The organism is Stenotrophomonas bentonitica (genome assembly GCF_002887735.1).
In the GTDB taxonomy this organism is placed as follows: Bacteria; Pseudomonadota; Gammaproteobacteria; order Xanthomonadales; family Xanthomonadaceae; genus Stenotrophomonas; species Stenotrophomonas bentonitica_A.
Window position 1 is genome coordinate 36,461 of the sequence record NZ_PKQP01000013.1, and the last position, 20,810, is coordinate 57,270.

The following is a 20,810-nucleotide window of genomic DNA, read 5'->3' on the forward strand; positions in this document are numbered from 1 at the left end:
GCATGAGTCGCTCGAGCTTCCATGCCCATTTCAAGGCGGTCACGGCGATGAGCCCGCTGGACTTCCGCCCGGTGGTTGCGCGATGACATCGGGAGGAGCTGCGGGACACCGTGGTGTGGCCGCACTCCCATGATGCCCGCGATGTAAGCGGAGGTGCCGCCGGTCAGACCGGGGCGAAACCGCGGGTGGTCTTCTTTTCGTTCTTTTCCGCCTTCTTTTCCTTGGCGGTCTTGGCAGGTTTCTTCTTCTGCTCTTTCTGTTTGTTCAGGCCTTTGGCCATGGCGACGCTCTCCAGGTGGGTTGCAACGGAGGCGAGCATGGCACATCCGGTGTCGGCCGGCGCATCGGCGTGCGATGGGTGCGCTGAAGTGAATCCGGGGTGCGCCCGTTCATGGCGCAGGGATATCCCGATAAACCGCCTCGCTGCTCAGCACCTTCAGTCCATCCGGACCACTGTGCAGCCGCCGCTGCTCACCGACCGCCTGCTGCGATTGCAGGCGATAGCCGCTCATGTCGGGGTCGGCCAGTAAACACTGTCCGGCGTCGAACGCGCGCCGAAGATGGCCTGGCCCACGCGCACCACGGTCGCGCCTTCTTCGATGGCGATCTCGACATCACCTGACATGCCCATGGAGAGCTCCTCCAGGCTGATGCCCGTCGGCAGGGTGGGGCGCAGCCGGTCGCGCAGTTCGCGCAGGCGCGCAAAGCACGGGCGCACCTGTTCCGGATCCGGGGAGAACACCGCCAGGGTCATCAACCCGCGCACATGCAGATTCGGAAACGCTGGCAACTGCTGCACGAAGTCGGCGACCTCGATCGGGTCCAGGCCGTACTTGCTGTCTTCGCCCGAGGTGTTGACCTGCACGAACACATCCAGCGTGCGCTGCTCCAGTTCCAGCCGCTGATCCAGCGCCTGTGCCACGCGCAGGCTGTCCAGCGCCTGGAACTCGCTGGCGAAGCGTGCGACGTCACGTGCCTTGTTGGTCTGCAGGTGGCCGATCACCGACCAGCGCAGGCCGGGCAGGTCGGCCATCGCCGCCGCCTTGCGCTGGGCTTCCTGCACCTTGTTCTCGCCCAGCTCATGGCAGCCGGCCTCCCACGCCAGGCGCAGGCGGGCCTCATCGACGGTCTTGCTGACCGGCAGCAGGCGCACGCCGGCCGGGTCGCGGCCGGCCAGTGCGCAGGCGCGGGCGATGCGTTCGCGGACCATCGCCAGGTTGTGGCGGATCTCGTCGACAGTGGTGGCCTGGGGCCAGGTGGGGGCAGCGATGGGCATGGGGAGCTCCGGAAGCGGGGACGGCTGCGGCGCGTCGGCGCGCCAGCAGGGCGGTCCCGTAACAACGGACAGGTTGTCATAGCGCTACCCGAAAATCACCGCCCGCCGATGTCAGGGCGCGGCGGCGGCGTTCGGGCTGACGTAGTGCGTCTGTTCGTCGTCGTTGAGGAAGATCAGTTCCGGTTTGCCCTGCCAGGAGGTCAGCATCGCGCCGGTGCTGTTCTGGTGTTTGACGACCAGGGTGGCGCCGCGATCCGGGTTGGCGGTGACCTTGAATACCTCGGTGGTGCCGGTGGCATCGTCCAAGGTGAGGATGGCCTCGTCGCCGACATCGGCGGTGCCGTAGCCGCCACGCTCGGAGCCATCGGCGCCCAGCAGGATCAGGCCTGACAGCGGTGACGCACGCGGCCCCTGGGTGATGCCCTTGGTGAGCGGATCGGGGACGGGGGCGCCGAGAATCACCCGCGCCTGGCCACTGGCATCGCGGATCACCACGCCACGGGCGGTGATGACACGCTCCTCGGACTGGCTCTGGTGCAGGCGCAGCGCGGTCCAACCGGAAACGATCAGGGCGAGGCTGGAAACGACCAGCGTGGTGACGGTCAGCGCGCGCGACATGGGGTTCTCCGGATCCTTGGAAGGCTGCGACCATACCGGATACGCCCTTCACGGCACCAGTCGGAAAAGTCTGGAATTGCATTCAGGGCGTGAGGTCGGCCGCGGGAGGGCTCAGCGGAAATCGCGGCTGTGGGTACGCACCCCGTCGATCAGCGTATCGATGTTGTGCATCTGGCGGACGATCAGGTGCTGCACGCCGTCCACGCGTTCCAGGCGGCCATCGATCTGCATCATCCGGGCTTCGACCAGCACGCGGTGCTGCCGGTCGGCGATCTTGCGCCAGACCACCGCGTTGACCATGCCGCATTCGTCTTCCAGGGTGAGGAAGGTGACCCCGCTGGCGGTCTGCGGGCGCTGGCGCATGCGCACCAGCCCGGCAAAGCGCACGCTGCGCCCGTGTGGCAGCGCGGCCAGTTCATCGGAACGGTGGCAACGGCGCTGACGCAGCTGGCTGCGGATGAAGGAGACCATGTGCCGGCCCAGCGTGGTGCCGGTGGTGTTGTAGTCGGCCTGCATGTCCTGGAAGGCGCTGGGCAGCGGCAGTGGCACGGCGGCTTCGGTGGTGGCACGGGCGGTCTCGAACAGCGGCAGCGGCTTCTCCACGCCGGAGACTTCCCAGCGCGCGCGATGGCGATGGCCGCTCAAGCCCTTGAGTGCGCCGGCATCGGCCAGCAGGCCTTGATGGCGGCGGTCCAGCCGGGCGCGCTGGCTCAGGTCGGCGACGCTGTCGAAGGGGGCGCGGGTGCGTGCCTGCACCACGCCGGTGGCGACATCTTCGCTGAAGCCATCGATCAGGCGCAGCCCCAGCCGGATGCCGAACGGCCGGCCCGGCGAGGCGGGAGGCACCAGCGTGCAGTCCCATGTGCTGTAGCGCACATCCACCGGCAGCACCGGCACGCCATGGCGGCGCGCGTCCTGCAGGATCTGGTCCGGGGTGTAGAAGCCCAAGGGCTGGCTGTTGATCAGGCTGGCGGCAAACGCGGAAGGGTGGTGGCACTTGAGCCAGCAGCTGACATAGGTGATCAGCGCGAAACTGGCCGCATGGCTTTCCGGAAAGCCATAACTGCCGAAGCCCTTGATCTGGTCGAACAGGCGCTCGCCATAGTCGCGGCTGTAGCCATTGGCGGCCATGCCGGCAAGCAGCTTGTCGCGGTGGGGTTCCAGCCCACCGTGGCGTTTCCACGCCGCCATCGAGCGGCGCAGTGCGTCGGCCTGCCCGGGGCTGAAGCCGGCGGCGGCGACGGCCAGCTGCATCACCTGTTCCTGGAACAGCGGCACGCCGAGGGTGCGTTTGAATACCTTCTCCAGGGCGGGCGGGTAGTCGATCTCTTCGATGCCTTCTTCCTTCAGCCGCTTCCGTCGATTCAGATACGGGTGGACCATGTCGCCCTGGATCGGGCCGGGGCGCACGATCGCCACTTCGATCACCAGATCGTAGAAACAGCGCGGCTGCATGCGCGGCAGCATCGCCATCTGCGCGCGCGACTCGATCTGGAACACGCCCAGGGTATCGGCGCGGCAGATCATGTCGTAGGTGGGCGCATCGCCCTGCGGAATCTTCGCCATGGTCATCCGCGGTCCGCCATGCGCCTCCAGCATCGCCAGGCATTTGCGTACCGCGGTGAGCATGCCCAGCGCCAGGCAGTCGACCTTCATCAGGCCGGTGACGTCCAGGTCGTCCTTGTCCCACTGGATCACGGTGCGGTCGGCCATGGCCGCGTTTTCCACCGGTACCATCGTGGACAAGGGATGTTCGGAAATCACGAAACCGCCCGGGTGCTGGGACAGGTGGCGCGGGAAGTCGACCAGTTCACTGGTCAGCGCCACCACGCGTCGCATCAACGGGGTCTCCGGATCGAAGCCGCGTTCGCGCAATGCCTCGGGCAGCGGCTCGTGGCTGCTCCAGCGGTCCAGGCAGGCGGCCAGTTCGTTGACCTGGTCCGGTGGCAGGCCCAGCACCCGCGCCACATCGCGCACCGCGCTGCGGCCACGGTAGCTGATCGCCACGGCGGTCAGTGCCGCACGCTCGCGGCCGTAGCGGTTGAACACGTACTGCAGCACTTCCTCGCGGCGTTCGTGTTCGAAGTCGATGTCGATGTCCGGCGGCTCGTCGCGCTCGGCGGAGATGAACCGTTCGAACAGCAGCTCCATCTCGCTGGGATCGATCTCGGTCACGCCCAACACGTAGCACACCGAGGAATTGGCGGCCGAGCCGCGGCCCTGGCACAGGATCTGCTGGCCGCGCGCGAAGCGCACGATGTCGTGCACGGTCAGGAAATAGGACTCGTACTGCTTGGTATGGATCAGCGCCAGCTCGTGTTCGATCTGGTGGCGCTGCCGGGGCGTCTCGCCCGCTGGCCACCGCCATTGCATGCCTTCTTCCACCAGTACCCGCAGCCAGCTGGCCGGGTCGTGGCCGGCCGGCACCAGTTCGCGCGGGTAGGTGTACTGCAGTTGCTTGAGATCGAAGTGGCAGCGCTCGGCGATGCGCAGGGTCTCGGCCAGCAGCTCGGGCGGGTACAGCGTGGCCAGGGCCTGGCGGGTGCGCAGGTGGCGCTCGCCGTTGGGGAACAATCGCCAGCCGGCTTCGCCGAGCGTGCAGTGGTGGCCGATCGCGGTGAGGGTGTCCTGCAGCGCGCGGCGGCGGCGCACATGCATGTGCACATCGCCGCTGGCCACCAATGGAATGCCCTGGTCGCGGCCGAAACGACGCAGGCGCTGCAGGCGCGCGCGGTCGTCGGCCTCGCGGTGCAGTTCAACCGCCAGCCACAGCCGCTGCGGGAAGCAGGCCTGCAGCCACTGCGCATCCTCGATGGCCGGGGCAGGTGCCGGCCACAGGCACAGCAGGCCGGCGTGCAGCTGCTCGATGTCGCTGCGCAGGCAGCGGTACTCGCCCTTGGGTGCACGCCGGCGGCAGGTGGTGATCAGCTGGCACAGCGCGGCGTAGCTGCCCTGATCGGTGCACAGCAGCACCAGTTTCGGGCCGTCCTCCAGTTGGAATTCAGCGCCGGTGATCAGGGGCAGTGCGTGCTTCTGCGCGGCCTGCCAGGCGCGCACGATGCCGGCCAGCGAGCACTCATCGGTGATCGCCAGCGCGCGGTAGCCCTGGCCCTTGGCACGCGCGAACAACTCCTCGGCGATGGACGCGCCACGCTGGAAACTGAAGGCCGACAGGCAATGCAGCTCGGCGTAGTCGGGCAGGGGCGCGCTCATGCGAACCAGCCGTGCAGCATGAACGGCCCGCTGCGTGCATCGGCGGCGGTATACGCCCACCCGCGTTGGCCCTGCGTGGTTTCCACCACGTAATAGTCGCGGCGGATGTCCCCGGCATCCCACCACCCCGATTCGATCCGTTCCGGTCCGGACAGGATGCGCAGGTGGGGATCCTGCAGCGCCTGCGGCTGGGCCAGCAACCAGCCCGGGCGCATCGGCAGCGGCGGCGGCGGTGCTTTGGGGGCGCCCTTGGCATCGCCGGTCGCGCGTTCGGGCCGATGGTCGGCGCGCAGCCCCAGCCCCTGCACGGCGTCATCGCCGAGCCGGGCACGCAGGCGTTCGCGCAACTGCTCCCACGGCATCGCCTGCTGCGGGCGCGGGTCGAACAGATCGCGTGCGGCCGGCACGAACGGCGGCAGCTGCTCGGCCTGCAGGCGCAGGCCACGGCTGCCGGCGGGCAACTGCAGATGATCGACGCGGTTGCGGGCCAGTTCGAACAGCATTGCCGGTTCGCGTTCGGGGGCGAGCAGGCCGATCGAGAGGCGCGTATCGGGGTGGTTTTCGTGTTCGAACCACAGATCGAACTGCAGCACGCCGCCATCGCGCGAGCACAGGAACGCGGCCAGGTCGGCGGTCAGGCGCCGCAGCGGGAACAGCATCGCCTGGGTGGACTCGACCTCGTACTCGAACTCGATGCGCGCATCGAAGCGGTCCGGTGGCTGGAAATAGCGCAGCGGTGGCGTGCTGATGCCGCGCAGTGCATCCAGATGCGCCAATACCTGCGGCGGGAAGCGCCGGGCCAGGCTCTCGCGCGGCAGGCCGAACGTGGCGCCCAGCGTGCGCAGGCCCGAGCGCGCGAGCACCGTGACCGCCTCGGCCGGCAACCCGCTGCGTTCGATCGGCACCTGGGCCAGCGCCGCGTCCAGCTGGGGTGCAGCCACGCCGAGCCGCCCATGCACGCGGGCCAGCACGCTGGCGGCATGCGGATTCGGTGCGGCCACCAGCCGATGCCGGAAACCCAGTTCGGTCAGGCCACGGGTGAGCCGCTGCTCGACCTTCGGCCAATCACCGAACAGCGCGCGGCTGGCCCGGATTTCCAGCGCCATCGCATGCGGGAAATCCAGGCTGACCTGTGAGCTGATGCCGTACAGCCAGCTGGCCAGCAGGTGGCGGGTGGCCTGCTCGGCGCGTGGGTCGTACTCCACGGTGAGCACGTCGCGGGTCAGCACCTGGGCGGCCGAGAGCAGCATGCCGCGGCGCAGCCCGCGCTGCCGGGCCGAGGGGCTGACCGCGTGCAGCACGCGCCGCTGCGCCGGGCCGGTGACCAGCACCAGCGGCGCGTCCGGATCGGGTTGCTGGCGCAGGGCGGCATCCAGCGCCAGGTGCGGCAGCAGCAGGCAGGCCCAATCCACGGCGGCGGCTCAATGGGCCACGGCCAGCGGCAGCGGCTGTACCGGTGCCAGCCCGCCACGGCACTTGAGCACCCGCACCTGGCCATCGTCGAGCTGCAGGCGCAGCGCGGCCGGGGAGGGATTGCGCGCATGCCGGGCATCGCGGAAGGAAAAGCCCAGGCACTGGCCGGTTTCAGCGGCCACCTGCAGCCGGCGCAGCGCGCGGTCATCGGCCTGCTGCGGCCAGCACAGCACTGCCGCGCAGGCAGCCGAGCGCAGGCATTGTTCGGCCGCCCACAACGCATCGCGCGGGCTGGCCTGGACCACCTGCACCTGGCTCAGTGCCAGCCCGGCGCGTGCCCAGGCCGGGGCATGCGGCAGGTGCGGCGGGGCGATCAGCACCACGGTCTGCTGTTGCTGGCTCAACCGCGCCAGGGTCGGCCAGACCAGCGCCAGCTCACCGACCCCGGGCGAGGCCAGCAGCACTTCCGACAGGGCCGAGGGCGGCCAGCCACCACCGGGCAGGCGGGCATCCAGTGCCGGGTGGCCGGTCGGGTGCGGCGCTACCTCGGGGAACGCCGTACGTGGCTGCCCCCGCCAGACCCGGCGGGTTTCCAGCAGCCGGTCCAGGGCCAGCACGGCGCCCATCAGCGGGCCTCCCGGCAGGGCTGGAGCAGGCGGAAACGGGCGGGAAACAAGGGCATGGCGGCGAGTATCGGCAGCACGCGTGTCAAAGGCTGAGACCGACAATCCTACCCGCAATTAGTAAAAATGCTAACGAATTCGACGGCCGGATTCCGAAGCGGTTGAGGGTGATGAATGCTTCAGCGAGAGCCTCCGCGCATGGCGTGGATCTACACGGGATGGGGGCTGGGCGCCCTCTCGATGCACACCGAGCGGGGTCTTAGCGCCCCTGCGGATCAGGCCGGTGGTGCACGTACTCGACCACGGTGCCGTCCGGATGCACGGCGTTGAAGGCTGCGCCGGTCGGCACGACCTGCAGCGGGAAGATGATCTCCGCCCCGGCCGCCACCAGCCGCTCGTAGTACGGCTGCACGTCATCCACCAGCAGCGTGCCGGTGGTGGAAGTGAACGGGGCCAGCTTGTCCGGCGCGCCTTCGATCAGCAGGAACGCCCCGACCATCGCCAGGCGCAGGCCGGCCTCGGGGAACGGAAAGCCCGCATCGGCCACCACCCCCTGCAACTGCTCGTAGAACGCCACCCGCGCTTCCAGTTCGCCTGGGCCGACGAACACCCGGATCAGCACCCGCGGGCTGCGTTGCCGGGAGGTGTCGTTGCGGTCGCGCCAGAGTTGATCGAAGTGGCGGTGTGGGGGCATGCGGTCGCTCCGGGACGTGAGCGGTCATTATCGATCCGCGATCCACCGGGAACCGGGCTGGGCTCATGACCACCGGTGATGGTGTGATAACCCCGCATCGCCCACCACGCCAGCAGTGCCAGCAGCGAGACGGCAGCGCCGGCCATGCACACCCCGGGCCAGCCGAAGGCGGCATACAGCGCACTGCCGGCCAACGCGCCCAGCCCGCTGCCTGCCGCGTAGAACAGCATGTAAGCGGCGATCACCTGTGCCTGCGCGTGCGGTGCGGCGGCCAGGATCCGGCTCTGATTGGTGACGTGCAGCGCCTGCACGGCCAGATCGAGCAGCAGCACGCCCAGCACCAGCCAGCCCAGGTGATGGGACATCGCCGCGATCGGCGCCCAGCTCAGCAGCATCAGCCACAGGGCCCCGGTGGTGACCCGCCCGGCATGGCCCCGGTCACTCCAGTGCCCGCTGCGGGCCGCGGCCAACGCACCGAGCACGCCGACCAGCGCGAAAGCGCCGATGGCGGTGTGGCTGAGGGCATAGGGTGGCGCGCTGAGTGGCAGGCTCATGCTGCTCCAGAACACCCCGAACACGGTGAACAGCAGCAGGCCCAGCACGCCGCGCTGGCGCAGCACCGGCTGCTGCCGCAGCAGCGCGAACAAGCCGGTCCGCGCGTCGTGTGCGGCCGACACAGGCAATCGCGGCAGCCGTGCCCACAACAGGGTGCCGGTCACGATCATCAGCACTGCCGAGAGCAGGTACACCGCGCGCCAACCGCCCAGATCGGCCACCGCCCCGGCCACCACCCGTGCCAGCAGCAACCCGACCACCACGCCTGCCTGTGCGGCGCCGACCACCCGGCCACGCTCGTGCTCGCCCGCCGCGGCGGCGGCGTAGGCAATCAGCCCCTGGGTCATCGCGGTGCCGAGCAGGCCCACCGCCAGCATCCCCAGCAGCAGGCTCCAGGCCTGCGTGGCCAGCGCGACGGCCAGCAGCGCCAGCACCAGGCCAATGGTCTGGATCGCGATCAGGCGGCGGCGGTCCACGCGGTCACCCAGTGGCACCACCCAGAGCAGCGCCGCCACCGACCCCAGCTGGGTGGCGGCGATCACCGCGCCGATGCGGGACGTGCTGATCTGGAGATCGGCGGCCAAGGCATCCAGCAAGGGCTGGGCGTAATAGACATTGGCCACGCTCAAACCGGCGGCGCAGGCGAACAGCATCAGCAGGGCGGAGGGGAGCGGGGAGGTGGACGCACGCGAGGCGGAGGCAGGGAGCGGCATGATGTAGTCTCAAAAAAGAACCAGTTGATTCTGGAGTATGTGGTTCTAAAATGAAACCTCGAAAGGAGGCCGCACATGACAACCGATGCCACTACCCCCTGCCCGGTGGGGCGCGCGCTGGATCTGGTCGGCGACCGCTGGTCGCTGCTGATCGTGCGCGAGGCGTTCGATGGAGTAGGGCGCTTCAGTGATTTCCAGCGCCGCCTCGGGATGTCGCGCAGCATGCTCAGCCAGCGCCTGCAGGCCTTGCTGGAGGCCGATGTGCTGACGCAGCAGCCGCTGGAGGAGGGGCGCAGCTACCAGCAGTACGTGCTCACCGAACGCGGCCGCGCGCTGTTCCCGCTGGTGGTGGCGCTGCGGCAGTGGGGCGAGGCCTTCCTGTTCGCGCCGGGCGAGCCGCGCTCGGTGCTGCAGGCCGACAGCGATGGCCTGCCCTTGGCGCTGATGCAGCCGCGTGACCAGCATGGGCAGGTGGTGGCGGCTGCCGACACCCAGCTGATCAAGCCGCCGTCGCCCTGATTCGGGCCGGGTTTCGCTGTCTCAAATGTAAGCATCCTGTTGACAGGCATGAACACGCTCGGACACTCTTCCGGGGTGAGGTGCCGGCAAGGGCCTCCCGGGTGGTGCGGCTGTCACGACGGGCGGAGGGGCCTGGACGTAGCCGTCATCGCCTTGCGTTGTAAACGGTTCCGCGCCCCTGCGCGTGGTTCCCGCCGATATGGCGCTGCACCCTTCTGCGGCAAGACTCCCTGGATTTATTGCGCAAGCAAAGGTGTTTCGTCCGCTCATGAAAACGATTTCAAAGCCCCTGGCCCTGACGGCCGCCATCGCGCTCTCGCTGAGCGCTTCTGCCTGGGCCGCTGCCCCGGCCGCCACCACCGACGCGTTCACCGTATTGACCCTGGAACAGACCCCGGGTGAGCTGGATGCGGCCGTGGTCGCCGCACAGCTGGAACAGCTGCAGGTCGATGCCGTGACGGTGCGCAACGTGGAGCGCCGCGCCGACCGCGTGGATCCGCTGCAGGGTCTGGCCGATGCGCTGGGCTATCACTATCGTTTCGTGACCGCCGATCCGGCCGCCGCGCAGCAGACCGGCAGCGTCGTGCTGACCCGCCTGCCGATCGAGGCCGAGTCGGGCACCGAACAGCCGTCGCTGAATTACCTGCGCCTCAACGATGGCCGCCATGTGGTCGCGCTGTACACCAGTGCCGCCGATGCCGCCGCGCTGCCGCCGCTGGTCACCGGCTCGCGCCTGGGCGCACCGGCCGTGCTGCTGGGCGCGGTGAGTGCCGATGCGGCCACCACCGCCGGCTTCGATCCGTCGCGTGTCGCGCTGGAAGCCAACGAAAGCTACTTCAGCGATGGCTTCCAGTCGGCTACCTCGGCCGCCATCAAGCTGCGCACCCATGACGGAAAGAAGGGCACCACCGCGGCTACGCTGCTGACCCTGGGCTACACCGCGCCGGTCGGTGGCGATACGCCATGGATGGACACCGGCCTGAACGCCGATGCCCGTGCCAAGGCACTGGTCGCGCAGATGACCGTGGACGAGAAGTTCCAGATGCTGCACAGCTACTTCGGGCTGGGCAAGGACGGCGGCCCGCTGCCCGAAGGTGCGGTTGGTTCGGCCGGCTTCGTGCCGGGCGTGCCGCGCCTGGGCATTCCGGCGCAGCAGTCGGCCGATGCCGGCGTCGGCGTGACCAACCCGGGTGGCCTGCGCAAGGGTGACCATGCCACGGCGATGCCGTCGGGCCCGTCCACCGCATCGAGCTGGAACCCGGACATCGCCTTCGCCGGCGGTGCCACCATGGGTCGCGAAGCCTGGCAGCAGCGCTTCAATATCCTGCTGGCCGGCAGCGTCAACCTGCAGCGCGACCCGCGCAACGGCCGCAACTTCGAATACGCCGGTGAAGATCCGCTGCTGGCCGGCGTGCTGGTCGGCGAGTCGATCCGCGGCGTGCAGAGCCAGCACGTGATCTCCACGATGAAGCACTTCGCGCTGAACGACATGGAGACCTCGCGCAATTTCCACAGCGCCGAGATCGGCGAGCAGGCGATGCGCGAATCGGACCTGCTGGCGTTTGAAATCGCCATGGACATCGGCAAGCCGGGTTCGGCGATGTGCTCGTACAACCGCATCAACGGCACCTACGGCTGCGAACACGATTACCTCATGAACGAGGTGCTCAAGCAGGAATGGAAGTTCCCCGGTTTCGTGATGTCCGACTGGGGCGGCGTGCACAGCGGCTCCAAGGCGGCGCTGGCCGGCCTGGACCAGCAGTCGGCCGGTGAAGTGTTCGACAAGGCGGTCTACTTCGATGAGCCGCTGCGCCTGGCCGTGGCCGGTGGCGTCGTGCCGCAGGCGCGCCTGGACGACATGGTCGGCCGCATCCTGCGCACCATGTTCGCGCACGGCAACTTCGACCTGCCGCCGGTGCACGAGCCGATCGATGACGAGGCCGGCTTCCTGGCCGCGCAGCGCACCGTCGAAGAAGGCAGCGTGCTGCTGCGCAATGCCGATGACCTGCTGCCGCTGGGCAAGGACGTGCAGCGCATCGTCATCATCGGTGGGCATGCCGACAAGGGCGTGATCGGCGGTGGTGGTTCCTCGATGGTGGGCTGGACCGCCCGCGGCACCAATGCGGTGCCGGGCGTGATGCCGACCACCTGGCCGGGCCCGGTGATCTTCCACCCGTCCTCGCCGCTGGAAGCGCTGCGCGCCGAGCGTCCGGATGCCCGCATCGATTACGTGGATGGCCGCGATGTCGCGGCCGCCGCGCGCGCTGCCGCTGCGGCCGATGTCGCCATCGTGTTCGCCACCCAGTGGTCGGCCGAGTCGGTCGATCTGCCGCACATGCAGTTGCCGGACAACCAGGACGCGCTGATCGCCGGGGTGGCCAAGGCCAACCCGAAGACGGTGGTGGTGCTGGAAACCAATGGCCCGGTCGAGCTGCCGTGGCTGCAGCAGGTGCCGGCCATCCTGCAGGCCTGGTATCCGGGTATCCGCGGTGGTGAAGGCATCGCCGCGCTGCTGACCGGCAAGGTCAATCCGTCCGGCCGCCTCCCGGTGACCTGGCCGGTGGATGTCAGTCAGCTGCCGCGCCCGCACGTCAACGGCCTGGGCTTCAACCCGAAGAACAAGCCGGATGACACCATCGACTACGACATCGAAGGCGCCAACGTCGGTTACAAGTGGTTTGCCGCCAAGGGCCTGACCCCGCAGTACGCGTTCGGCCATGGCCTGTCCTACACCAGCTTCGGCTACGACAACCTGACGGTGGTGGTGGAAGGCCAGCGCGTGGTCGCCAGCGTGGATGTGCGCAACACCGGCAAGGTCGCCGGTGCGGATGTGCCGCAGCTGTACCTGCAGCTGCCGCAGGGCAGCACCACCCCGATCCGCCTGATCGGCTTCCAGAAGGTGACGCTGCAGCCGGGCGAAAGCCGCCGGATCCGCATCGAAGCCGAGCCGAAGACGCTGGCCAGCTTCGACACCGCCGACAAGCAGTGGAAGATCGCCGGTGGGCAGTACGAAGTGCAGCTCTCGCGCGCGGCCAATGCACCGGTGCAGCGCGTGCCGCTGGAGCTGGCCGGGCAGGTGGTCCGCTGAACTGACGGGCAGGGCACGACCGTGGGTCGTGCCTCCGGTCACCCCGGCAGGTGCTCGCGCAGGTGCGCCACCGGCAGGTGCTCGCGCAGGTGCGCCAGCAGCAGCCGGACCCGGCGCGAGGGCTGGGCGGTGTTGGGAAACACCGCATACACTCCCTGGCGCGGGAAGCAATGACGGCGCAGGATCGGCAGCAGCCGGCCCTGCGCCAGATCGTCATCGATCAACCACTGCGGCAACACGGTCGCGCCGGCCCCGGCCAGCGCGAACGCCCGCAGGGTGGAGGCGTTATCAACCGTGACCACCGCATGGGCGGGGTTGCAGGCAAACAGCTGGTCGCTGCCATCGGGCGCCACCAGTGGGAGATCCGCCAGGCGCGGATAGCCCAGCCTTGGCAGCGTGCGGACCCAGTCCGGATCATCGCGCGCGGCCTCATCGGGCAGCGTGGCCAACAACGACGGTGAGGCGACCGCGCATAGCGCGTGTTCGTCCAGCAGGGTCGCGCGCAGCTGCGAATCCTGCAGGCGCCCCAAGCGGATGGCCAGATCGAACCGCTCGGGAATCAGGTCCGCCGGCGCCGGTGAGGTGGACAGGTGCAGGCGCAGCTCGGGATGCAGGGCGCGGAATGATTCCAGCACCGGCACGACCCGGGCGATCGCATATTCCGGCGTGGTGGTCAGGCGCAGCGTGCCGCGCAGTTGCAGCTGTTCGCTGCGTGCTTCCTCGATGGCGAGCTCGGCAGTGGCCAACAGCGCCGTGCAGTGCTGGTAGAAGCGTTCACCGGCCTCGGTCAGGGCCAGGCTGCGGGTATTGCGTACCAGCAGGGTCACGCCCAGTTCCTGTTCCAGCCGCTTGAGGTTGAAGCTCACCACGGCGCGGCTCTGGCCGAGGCGCTGTGCGGCAGCGGTCAGGCTGCCGGCATCGACAATCGCCTTGAAGGTCTCGAAGCGGTCCAGGCTGACCATGGGGGCGCTCTGACTGTCAAAAATGGTTTGACAGTCTTGCATCCGCCTGCCCGTATATCCAGCCGCTGCCGACGCGCATGCTGCCGCCTCGCAATCGGAGCGCGCCATGACATACCGGGCCAGAGTGGAAACGCTGTACCTGCTGGGATTCTCGCTGGATCTGGTGAACATGTTCATCGGCACCGTGGCCTATCCGGCCATCGCCGCGGACCTGCAGGCCTCCGTGCCGCAGCTGGCGTGGATCGGCAATGGCTACATGCTGGGCCTGTCCCTGGTCATTCCGCTGGGCAGCTGGTTGGCGGCGCGCCTGGGCGAACGCCGGGTGCTGTGCCTCTCGCTGGCCCTGTTTACCGTGGGCGCCGTGCTGGCAGGCACCGCGCCGAGCATCGAGTGGCTGATCGCGTGGCGCCTGCTGCAGGGGCTGGGCGGTGGGCTGTTGATTCCGGTGGGGCAGGCGATGGCCTACCGCGAATGCCCGCCGGCCGATCGTGCGCGACTGACCGCCCGCATCATGGCGGTCGCACTGCTGGTGCCGGCGCTGTCACCGACGCTGGGCGGCCTGCTGGTGGAGTGGGGCTCGTGGCGGGGCGTGCTGCTGGTCAGTGTGCCGCTGGCCGCGCTGGCCTTCGCGCTGGCGGCCGCATGGGTGCGCCACGGTGCGACGGTGGCCGTACCTGCGCTGGACCGTCGAGGGCTGCTGCTGGGCTCCGTGGGCCTGAGCGCGTTGCTGGTCGCGCTGGGACTGCTCGCAGCGCCGGGGCAACGGATGCTGGGCGCGGGCCTGCTGGTGGTCGCCACCCTGGTGCTGGCGCTGTATGCCCGCAGTGCGCGCCGGACGGATCATCCGGTCCTGCAGTGGTCGTTGCTGCGGCATGCGTCGCTGCGGCTGGCGATGGCGGTCTACCTGCTGGTGCCCGGGACCTTCATCGGCACCCAGCTGGTGGCGACGTTGCTGCTGCATGGGCAAGGCTACGGCGCCGCCGCCATCGGTGGCTTCATGCTGCCGTGGGCGATCGCCTCGGCCTGTGCGATCGCCACGGCGCGGCGCTGGCTGCCGCGCATCGGGGCGCGCCCACTGCTGAGTGCCGGGATGGGATGCCAGGCTGTCGGTATCGTGCTGCTGATCGCCGTGCAGGCCCAGCAGCCCTGGCTTCCCGTGCTGGCCTTCGCGCTGATGGGCCTGGGGGGCAGCCTGTGCAGCAGCAGCGCCCAGACGCTCGCCTTCCAGAGGCTGGCCGATGCGGAGCTGCTGCCGGGCAGCGCGCTGTGGAATCTCAACCGCCAACTCAGCTTCTGCCTGGCGGCCGCGGTGCTGGCCTGTGTGCTGGCGGTGCTCTCTTCGGTGACACCGGACCACGCCTTTGTACTCACCCTGGTGCTGGCGGCGGGCATGAGCCTGCTGCCGCTCCTTCCCTTGTGGCGCCTGCCGGCGTCCGCCCTTTCCTTGAGAACTTCCTCATGAATGACACCCTTGCCTTCAATGAGATCCACGACCTGCATGTGCTGATCGAAGACTGGTTCACCGGCCGCTCGCCGGTGGCTGCGCTGGACACACTGCTGGCCCGCTTCAGCGAGGGCTTCAGCATGGTCGGCGTCCGCGGCGTGCGCCTGGACAAACCCACGCTGGCCGGCTTCTTCGCTGCCGCGCATGGCAGCCGGCCGGGATTGCGCATCACCATCGATGCAATGACGTACCTGCCGCTGGGGACGGGCGCATGCGCGGTGCGCTATCGGGAAGACCAGAGCGACGCACAGGGCACCGGCAATCGGCGCGAGTCCTTGGCCATTCTTGTTGGCGGCACCGACGGCATGCTGCGCTGGCAGGCTTTGCACGAAACGGTGGTTGGCGGCTGAATGGGGATGAAGGCCTTGCGCCAGGCCGATCGGCATCTACCGGTGCGGGCCGGGCAGCGCTAGGCTCCGGACGTTGCCTTCACTGCCGGGAGAGAGCCCATGCGTGTGCGTGTATTGCCAGTTGCGCTGTTGAGTCTGATGGTCGTCGCCAGTGTGTCGGCGCAGACCTCGCCGATGACCCCGGACATTCCGGCCAAGGGCTTCGTGACCCCCACGGCGCAGGACAACTACGACAAGCGCGTGGTGATGGTGCCGATGCGTGATGGCACGAAGCTCTACACGGTGATCGTGGTACCCAGGGGCGCCAGGAACGCGCCGATCCTGCTGACCCGCACGCCCTACGATGCGGCCAATCGTGCCAAGCGCATGGATTCGCCGAACATGCGTGACATCCTGCCGCAGGGCGATGAGGTGTTCGTGGATGGCGGCTACATCCGCGTGTTCCAGGACATCCGCGGCAAGTACGGCTCCGAGGGCGATTACGTGATGACCCGGCCGCTGCGCGGGCCGCTCAACAACACCAAGGTCGACCACGCCACCGATGCCTGGGACACCATCGATTGGCTGGTCAAGCATGTGCCAGAAAGCAACGGCAAGGTCGGCATGCTGGGCTCGTCCTACGAGGGCTTCACCGTGGTGATGGCACTGACCAACCCGCACCCGGCGTTGAAGGTGGCCGCGCCGCAGAGCCCGATGATCGATGGTTGGATGGGCGACGACTGGCTCAACTACGGCGCGTTCCGGCAGGTCAATTTCGGCTACTTCACCGGTCAGCTGGCCAAGCGCGGCAAGGGCCCGGCGATTCCCAGCGTGGGCTACGACGATTACACCACCTTCCTGCGCGCCGGCTCGGCCGGTGACTACGCCAGGGCCAACGGGCTGGACCAGTTGCCGTGGTGGCACAAGCTGATCGAACACCCCAGCTACGATGCGTTCTGGCAGGAACAGGCGCTGGACGCGCGCATGGCCAGGACCGAACTGAAGGTCCCCACGATGTGGCTGCAGGGCCTGTGGGACCAGGAAGACATGTGGGGCGCGGTCCACAGCTATGCGGCGATGGAGCCGCGTGACACCGGCAACACGCTGAACTATCTGGTGATGGGGCCTTGGCGGCACAGCCAGGTCAACTATGACGGCAGCAGCCTGGGCGCATTGAAGTTCGAGGGCGACACCGCGCTGCAGTTCCGCCGCGATGTACTCAAGCCGTTCTTCGATCAGTACCTGGTCGATGGCGCGCCCAAGGCGCAGACACCGCCGGTGTTGATCTACAACACCGGGGAGAACCACTGGGACAAGCTGCAGCAGTGGCCGCGCAGCGCGGCGCAGTCCCGGCCGCTGTACCTGCGCGCGGGCGGCAGGCTGTCCTTTGAAGCACCACAGGTGGGGGAGGCCACGTTCGAGGCGTATGTATCCGATCCGGCCAAGCCGGTGCCGTTCGTACCGCGCCCGGTGCGGTTTGCTGACCGCGACATGTGGACGAGTTGGCTGGTGAAGGACCAGCGCTTCGTGGATGGTCGCCCGGACGTGCTGACCTTCGTCAGCGAGCCGTTGACCGAGCCGCTGCGGATCGGCGGCGCGCCGCAGGTCAATCTGCAGGCAGCCACGAGTGGCAGCGACAGCGACTGGGTGGTGAAACTGATCGATGTGTATCCGGACCAGACGCCGTCGACGCCCGAGATGGGCGGGTACGAGCTGTCGGTCTCGATGGCGATCTTCCGTGGCCGGTACCGCGAGAGCTTCAGCGACCCGAAGGCGATCGCGAGCAACCAGGTGCTGGACTATAGATTCGGTCTGCCAACGGCGAACCATGTGTTCCAGCCGGGCCACCGGGTGATGGTGCAGGTGCAGTCGAGTCTGTTCCCGCTGTACGACCGCAACCCGCAGACGTTCGTGCCGAACATCTACCTCGCCAAGCCGGGCGATTACCAGAAGGCAACGCAGCAGGTCTGGCATTCGCCGCAGCAGGCCAGCTTCATTTCGTTGCCGGTGTACTGAACCCTTGAAGGAAGTGCCGGCCACCGGCCGGCACTTCCAGGATGCAGCGCATCTCGCCCTGTTGGGCCGAAACGTGCATCCGGCCCACCAGGATCAACACTCAACCGTCGATGGTCGGGTAGTCGGTGTAGCCGTGCGCGCCACCGCCATAGAGCGTGTCCTTGTCCAGCTCGGACAGCGCCACGCCCAGACGGAAGCGCTCGACCAGATCGGGATTGGCGATGAAGGGACGACCGAAGGCGACCATGTCGGCATAGCCGGAGGCGACCGTCGCTTCGGCACGCGCCTGGTCGTATCCGTTGTTGGCGATCCATGCGCCCTTGAACTTGGCGCGCAGCGCGGCGTAGTCGAAGGCGATGTTGTCGCGCGGGCCGCCGGTCGCGCCTTCGATCACGTGGATGAAAGCGAGCGGGCCGATGGCATCCAGACGCTCCACGGCGCGTTCGAACAACGGCTGCGGGTTGGAGTCGGCAGCGTCGTTGGCGGGCGTCACCGGCGAGAGACGTACGCCGGTGCGTTCTGCACCGATTTCCGAAACGATCGCGCTGACCACTTCATCCAGCAGGCGGGTGCGGTTTTCGATGCTGCCACCGTATTCGTCGGTGCGCTGGTTGCTGCCATCACGCAGGAACTGGTCGATGAGATAGCCGTTGGCAGCATGCACTTCCACACCGTCGAAGCCGGCCGTGATGGCGTTGCGTGCGGCCTGGCGATAGTCCTGGATCAGGCCGGGAATCTCGTCCAGGCGCAGGGCGCGCGGCTCGGAGACATCTTCAAAGCCCTTGGCGGTGAACGTCTTCGCATCGGCGCGCAGGGCACTCGGCGCCACCGGTACCTCGCCCTCGGGCAGCAGGCTGGTGTGCGAGATGCGGCCGACGTGCCACAGCTGCAGCACGATCTTGCCACCGCGCGCGTGCACGGCGTCGGTGACCTTTTTCCAGGCATCGATCTGGTCCTGGCTGTAGATGCCGGGCGTATCCAGATAGCCCTGGCCCAACGGACTGATCTGGGTGGCTTCGGCGATGATCAGCCCGGCGCTGGCGCGCTGTTCGTAGTACTGGATGGCCAGAGGATTGGGAATGCGGTCCTTGATGGCGCGGTTGCGGGTCAGCGGTGCCATCGCGACGCGGTTGGCGACGTCGATGGCCCCCAGACGGGTGGGGGAGAACAACTGGCCGTCAGTGGAATCTGTCATGGGCTTACCTTGGGAGGGGGCGACCGCCAGCGGCGGATGAAAGAAAGGATGTGGTCGTACGACCCCGAGCATAGGGGCAGGTGCGTTGCAGCGATGGGAAGGATTGTTGCGGAGCACGCTGTGCACGTTCTGTAACGTTTTCGCGGCGTATGGTCGAGGCATGGGCAGGCAGTGCCCGCAGCCTTATTCCAACCCGAGGAACGACGCGATGATTGATTATCAGCTCAAGGGAAAGGTCGCCATCGTCACCGGCGGCGTCTCCGGCATCGGCCTGGCCGTGGCCGAACTGCTGGCCGATTCCGGCGCGGCGGTGGCGGTGTGGGATCTCAAGGCCGACGCCGTCGAGAAGACCGCCGAGGCGCTGCGCAGCAAAGGCGTGAAATCGATCGGCATCGCCTTGAACGTCACCGACGAGCACGCGGTGGAAGCAGCCGTGAAGCAGACCGTGCAGGAACTCGGTGGGCTGGACATCGCAGTGAACAACGCGGGTATCGGCGGGCCGTCGGCGGCCAGTGGCGATTACCCGGTGGATGGCTGGAGGAACGTCATCGACGTCAATCTCAACAGCGTATTCGTGTGCCAGCGGGCGCAGATCCAGGCGATGCGCAGCACGGGCAAGGGCGGCAGCATCATCAACATGGCCTCCATCCTGGGCCAGGTCGGTTTCAACAATTCGGCGGCCTATGTCGCGGCCAAGCATGGCGTGGTCGGTCTGACCCAGACGGCGGCGTGGGAACACGCGGCGGACAAGATCCGCATCAATGCGGTGGGCCCGGGCTTCATCGCCACCCCGTTGCTGGACAAGATGGACCCGAAGGTGAAGCAGGCGCTGGAAAGCAAGCACGCGCTGGGACGCCTCGGCAAGCCGGAAGAAGTCGCCGCACTGGTGGCCTGGCTGGCCAGCGCGGATGCGGGTTTTGCAACCGGCACTTACTACGCGATCGATGGCGGATATCTGGCCCAGTAAGACACGTGGTGGCAGGCTCAGCCGGGCCTGCCACTGGTTTCACGGTCCCCAGACGCCCCTGTCTGCGACGCTCCGTCCATTGCCGGATGAGAGACGCAGATGGGACTGGAACAAGATCTATCGATCCTGCTGCGGATTGCCGTAGCCATGCTGCTGGGCGCCACGCTCGGCATCGAACGCGAGATGGGCAAGCACGCCGCCGGACTGCGCACGCACATGCTGATCGCCGGTGCAGCCGCACTGATTGTCGGCTTGGGCGACAGCATTGCCGAACACTTCCAGGAGGAACGCTACCGTGACCTGCTGCAGGTCGATCCGGTGCGTCTGATCGAGGCGGTGGTGGCCTGTGTCGGCTTCGTTGCCGCCGGCACGATCCTGCGGGGCTCGCGCGATGACCAGGTCAGCGGCCTTACCACTGCCAGTTCACTGATCATGTCCGCCGCGATCGGTATCGCGGTTGGCATCGGCGAGTATGTGATCGCTGTCGGCGTGAGTGTGTTGTGCCTGATCGTGCTGGTGGTATTCAGCCGTATCGCCAGAAAACTGGAGTCGTCATGAGCAGCGAACGTCCCTTCGAGATCCAGCGCATCGACCATGTGGTGCTGCGTGTGCAGGATCTGCCCCGCGCCGTGCGCTTCTACTGTGACGTTCTGGGCTGCACGGTCGCCCGCGAACGGCCGTCGCTGGGCATGGTGCATCTGCATGCCGGTGAGTCGCTGATCGATCTGATCAGCGTGGACGGTCCGCTGGGAATCAAGGGCGGGGCGGCGCCCGGGCGGGAAGGGCGCAATGTCGAGCATGTCTGCCTGCGCGTGGAACCGTTCGATGCCGAGCAGGTGCGCGTGCATCTGCAGGGACTGCAGGTAGAGCTCAGTGGGCCGGCCGAGCGCAATTACGGTGCCGAGGGCGATGGCCTCTCGCTGCGCCTGCGCGATCCGGACGGCAACTCGGTGGAACTCAAAGGTCGTTCGAACGACTGTGGCTGCTGAGTGGTAGGACCAATATTCGGACGTAGACCTATGGTCTAATAGGCTCGTCTCGCGTTTGGCGTTTCAATGCGGGCTGTTCCAACAGGCATGTTGGTTATTGGTACTACCAATAACCACTGTTGGACGTTCTCGGCTC

General features: G+C 67.9%; 19 protein-coding genes. 8 read left to right on the forward strand and 11 right to left on the reverse strand.

Going from position 1 to position 20,810, the window contains the following annotated elements; translation table 11 throughout:
* Window positions 1-163 precede the first annotated feature (163 nt).
* The 9 genes from C0R07_RS19980 to C0R07_RS18055 form a co-directional block, all read right to left on the reverse strand.
* Window positions 164-319, reverse strand: coding sequence for a hypothetical protein (locus C0R07_RS19980; protein WP_167390404.1), 156 nt, complete (start codon window positions 317-319; stop codon window positions 164-166).
* Between the two features lie 70 nt (window positions 320-389).
* Window positions 390-512 (reverse strand): hypothetical protein, encoded by a 123-nt coding sequence (locus tag C0R07_RS20235; RefSeq protein ID WP_302476400.1) that lies wholly within the window; start codon window positions 510-512, stop codon window positions 390-392.
* Window positions 509-1,276, reverse strand: coding sequence for a YggS family pyridoxal phosphate-dependent enzyme (locus tag C0R07_RS18025; protein WP_070470808.1), 768 nt, complete (start codon window positions 1,274-1,276; stop codon window positions 509-511). The genes C0R07_RS20235 and C0R07_RS18025 overlap by 4 nt, the downstream gene beginning before the upstream one ends.
* A gap of 111 nt (window positions 1,277-1,387) precedes the next feature.
* Window positions 1,388-1,894, reverse strand: a complete 507-nt coding sequence (locus C0R07_RS18030; RefSeq protein ID WP_070470806.1) for a hypothetical protein — start codon at window positions 1,892-1,894, stop codon at window positions 1,388-1,390.
* A 111-nt stretch (window positions 1,895-2,005) separates the two neighbouring features.
* Window positions 2,006-5,107 carry an error-prone DNA polymerase gene (locus C0R07_RS18035; RefSeq protein ID WP_102789598.1) on the reverse strand — a complete coding sequence of 1,034 codons (3,102 nt, stop codon included), beginning with the start codon at window positions 5,105-5,107 and terminating at the stop codon, window positions 2,006-2,008.
* The gene (locus tag C0R07_RS18040; RefSeq protein WP_102789599.1) at window positions 5,104-6,519 is read right to left on the reverse strand and encodes a Y-family DNA polymerase; all 1,416 of its coding nucleotides are present in this window, start codon (window positions 6,517-6,519) and stop codon (window positions 5,104-5,106) included. The genes C0R07_RS18035 and C0R07_RS18040 overlap by 4 nt, the downstream gene beginning before the upstream one ends.
* Window positions 6,520-6,528: 9 nt before the next feature.
* Window positions 6,529-7,146, reverse strand: coding sequence for a translesion DNA synthesis-associated protein ImuA (imuA, locus tag C0R07_RS18045; RefSeq protein ID WP_070470800.1), 618 nt, complete (start codon window positions 7,144-7,146; stop codon window positions 6,529-6,531).
* A 256-nt stretch (window positions 7,147-7,402) separates the two neighbouring features.
* A complete protein-coding gene (locus C0R07_RS18050) occupies window positions 7,403-7,837 on the reverse strand; it encodes a VOC family protein (RefSeq protein WP_102789600.1) in 435 nt (144 codons plus the stop codon).
* On the reverse strand, window positions 7,759-9,105 hold the full coding sequence (locus C0R07_RS18055; protein ID WP_102789601.1) for an MFS transporter: 1,347 nt from the start codon (window positions 9,103-9,105) through the stop codon (window positions 7,759-7,761). The genes C0R07_RS18050 and C0R07_RS18055 overlap by 79 nt, the downstream gene beginning before the upstream one ends.
* A 75-nt stretch (window positions 9,106-9,180) precedes the next feature.
* On the opposite strand from C0R07_RS18055, the gene C0R07_RS18060 reads away from it, so the two are divergent.
* The gene (locus C0R07_RS18060) at window positions 9,181-9,624 is read left to right on the forward strand and encodes a winged helix-turn-helix transcriptional regulator (protein WP_102789602.1); all 444 of its coding nucleotides are present in this window, start codon (window positions 9,181-9,183) and stop codon (window positions 9,622-9,624) included.
* 268 nt (window positions 9,625-9,892) lie between these two features.
* On the forward strand, window positions 9,893-12,712 hold the full coding sequence (locus tag C0R07_RS18065; protein WP_019185071.1) for a beta-glucosidase: 2,820 nt from the start codon (window positions 9,893-9,895) through the stop codon (window positions 12,710-12,712).
* A gap of 38 nt (window positions 12,713-12,750) precedes the next feature.
* Here C0R07_RS18065 and C0R07_RS18070 read toward each other — a convergent pair whose 3' ends face one another.
* The gene (locus tag C0R07_RS18070) at window positions 12,751-13,674 is read right to left on the reverse strand and encodes a LysR family transcriptional regulator (protein ID WP_102789603.1); all 924 of its coding nucleotides are present in this window, start codon (window positions 13,672-13,674) and stop codon (window positions 12,751-12,753) included.
* A 106-nt stretch (window positions 13,675-13,780) separates the two neighbouring features.
* Here C0R07_RS18070 and C0R07_RS18075 point away from each other — a divergent pair, with 106 nt between their 5' ends.
* From C0R07_RS18075 to C0R07_RS18085, 3 genes are all read left to right on the forward strand, one after another.
* Window positions 13,781-15,136, forward strand: a complete 1,356-nt coding sequence (locus tag C0R07_RS18075) for an MFS transporter (protein WP_102789604.1) — start codon at window positions 13,781-13,783, stop codon at window positions 15,134-15,136.
* The gene (locus tag C0R07_RS18080; protein WP_102789605.1) at window positions 15,133-15,528 is read left to right on the forward strand and encodes a hypothetical protein; all 396 of its coding nucleotides are present in this window, start codon (window positions 15,133-15,135) and stop codon (window positions 15,526-15,528) included. The genes C0R07_RS18075 and C0R07_RS18080 overlap by 4 nt, the downstream gene beginning before the upstream one ends.
* Window positions 15,529-15,627: 99 nt before the next feature.
* The gene (locus C0R07_RS18085; RefSeq protein WP_102789606.1) at window positions 15,628-17,523 is read left to right on the forward strand and encodes a CocE/NonD family hydrolase; all 1,896 of its coding nucleotides are present in this window, start codon (window positions 15,628-15,630) and stop codon (window positions 17,521-17,523) included.
* A 100-nt stretch (window positions 17,524-17,623) separates the two neighbouring features.
* Here C0R07_RS18085 and C0R07_RS18090 read toward each other — a convergent pair whose 3' ends face one another.
* Window positions 17,624-18,718: an alkene reductase gene (locus C0R07_RS18090; RefSeq protein ID WP_102789607.1), complete on the reverse strand. Its 1,095-nt coding sequence runs from the start codon at window positions 18,716-18,718 to the stop codon at window positions 17,624-17,626.
* Between the two features lie 208 nt (window positions 18,719-18,926).
* On the opposite strand from C0R07_RS18090, the gene C0R07_RS18095 reads away from it, so the two are divergent.
* The 3 genes from C0R07_RS18095 (at window position 18,927) to C0R07_RS18105 (ending at window position 20,674) form a co-directional block, all read left to right on the forward strand.
* Window positions 18,927-19,685, forward strand: coding sequence for an SDR family NAD(P)-dependent oxidoreductase (locus tag C0R07_RS18095; RefSeq protein WP_070470785.1), 759 nt, complete (start codon window positions 18,927-18,929; stop codon window positions 19,683-19,685).
* A gap of 99 nt (window positions 19,686-19,784) precedes the next feature.
* Window positions 19,785-20,243 (forward strand): MgtC/SapB family protein, encoded by a 459-nt coding sequence (locus C0R07_RS18100; RefSeq protein WP_019185078.1) that lies wholly within the window; start codon window positions 19,785-19,787, stop codon window positions 20,241-20,243.
* Complete coding sequence (locus C0R07_RS18105; RefSeq protein WP_019185079.1) at window positions 20,240-20,674, forward strand: VOC family protein; 435 nt, start codon at window positions 20,240-20,242, stop codon at window positions 20,672-20,674. The genes C0R07_RS18100 and C0R07_RS18105 overlap by 4 nt, the downstream gene beginning before the upstream one ends.
* Window positions 20,675-20,810 lie beyond the last annotated feature (136 nt).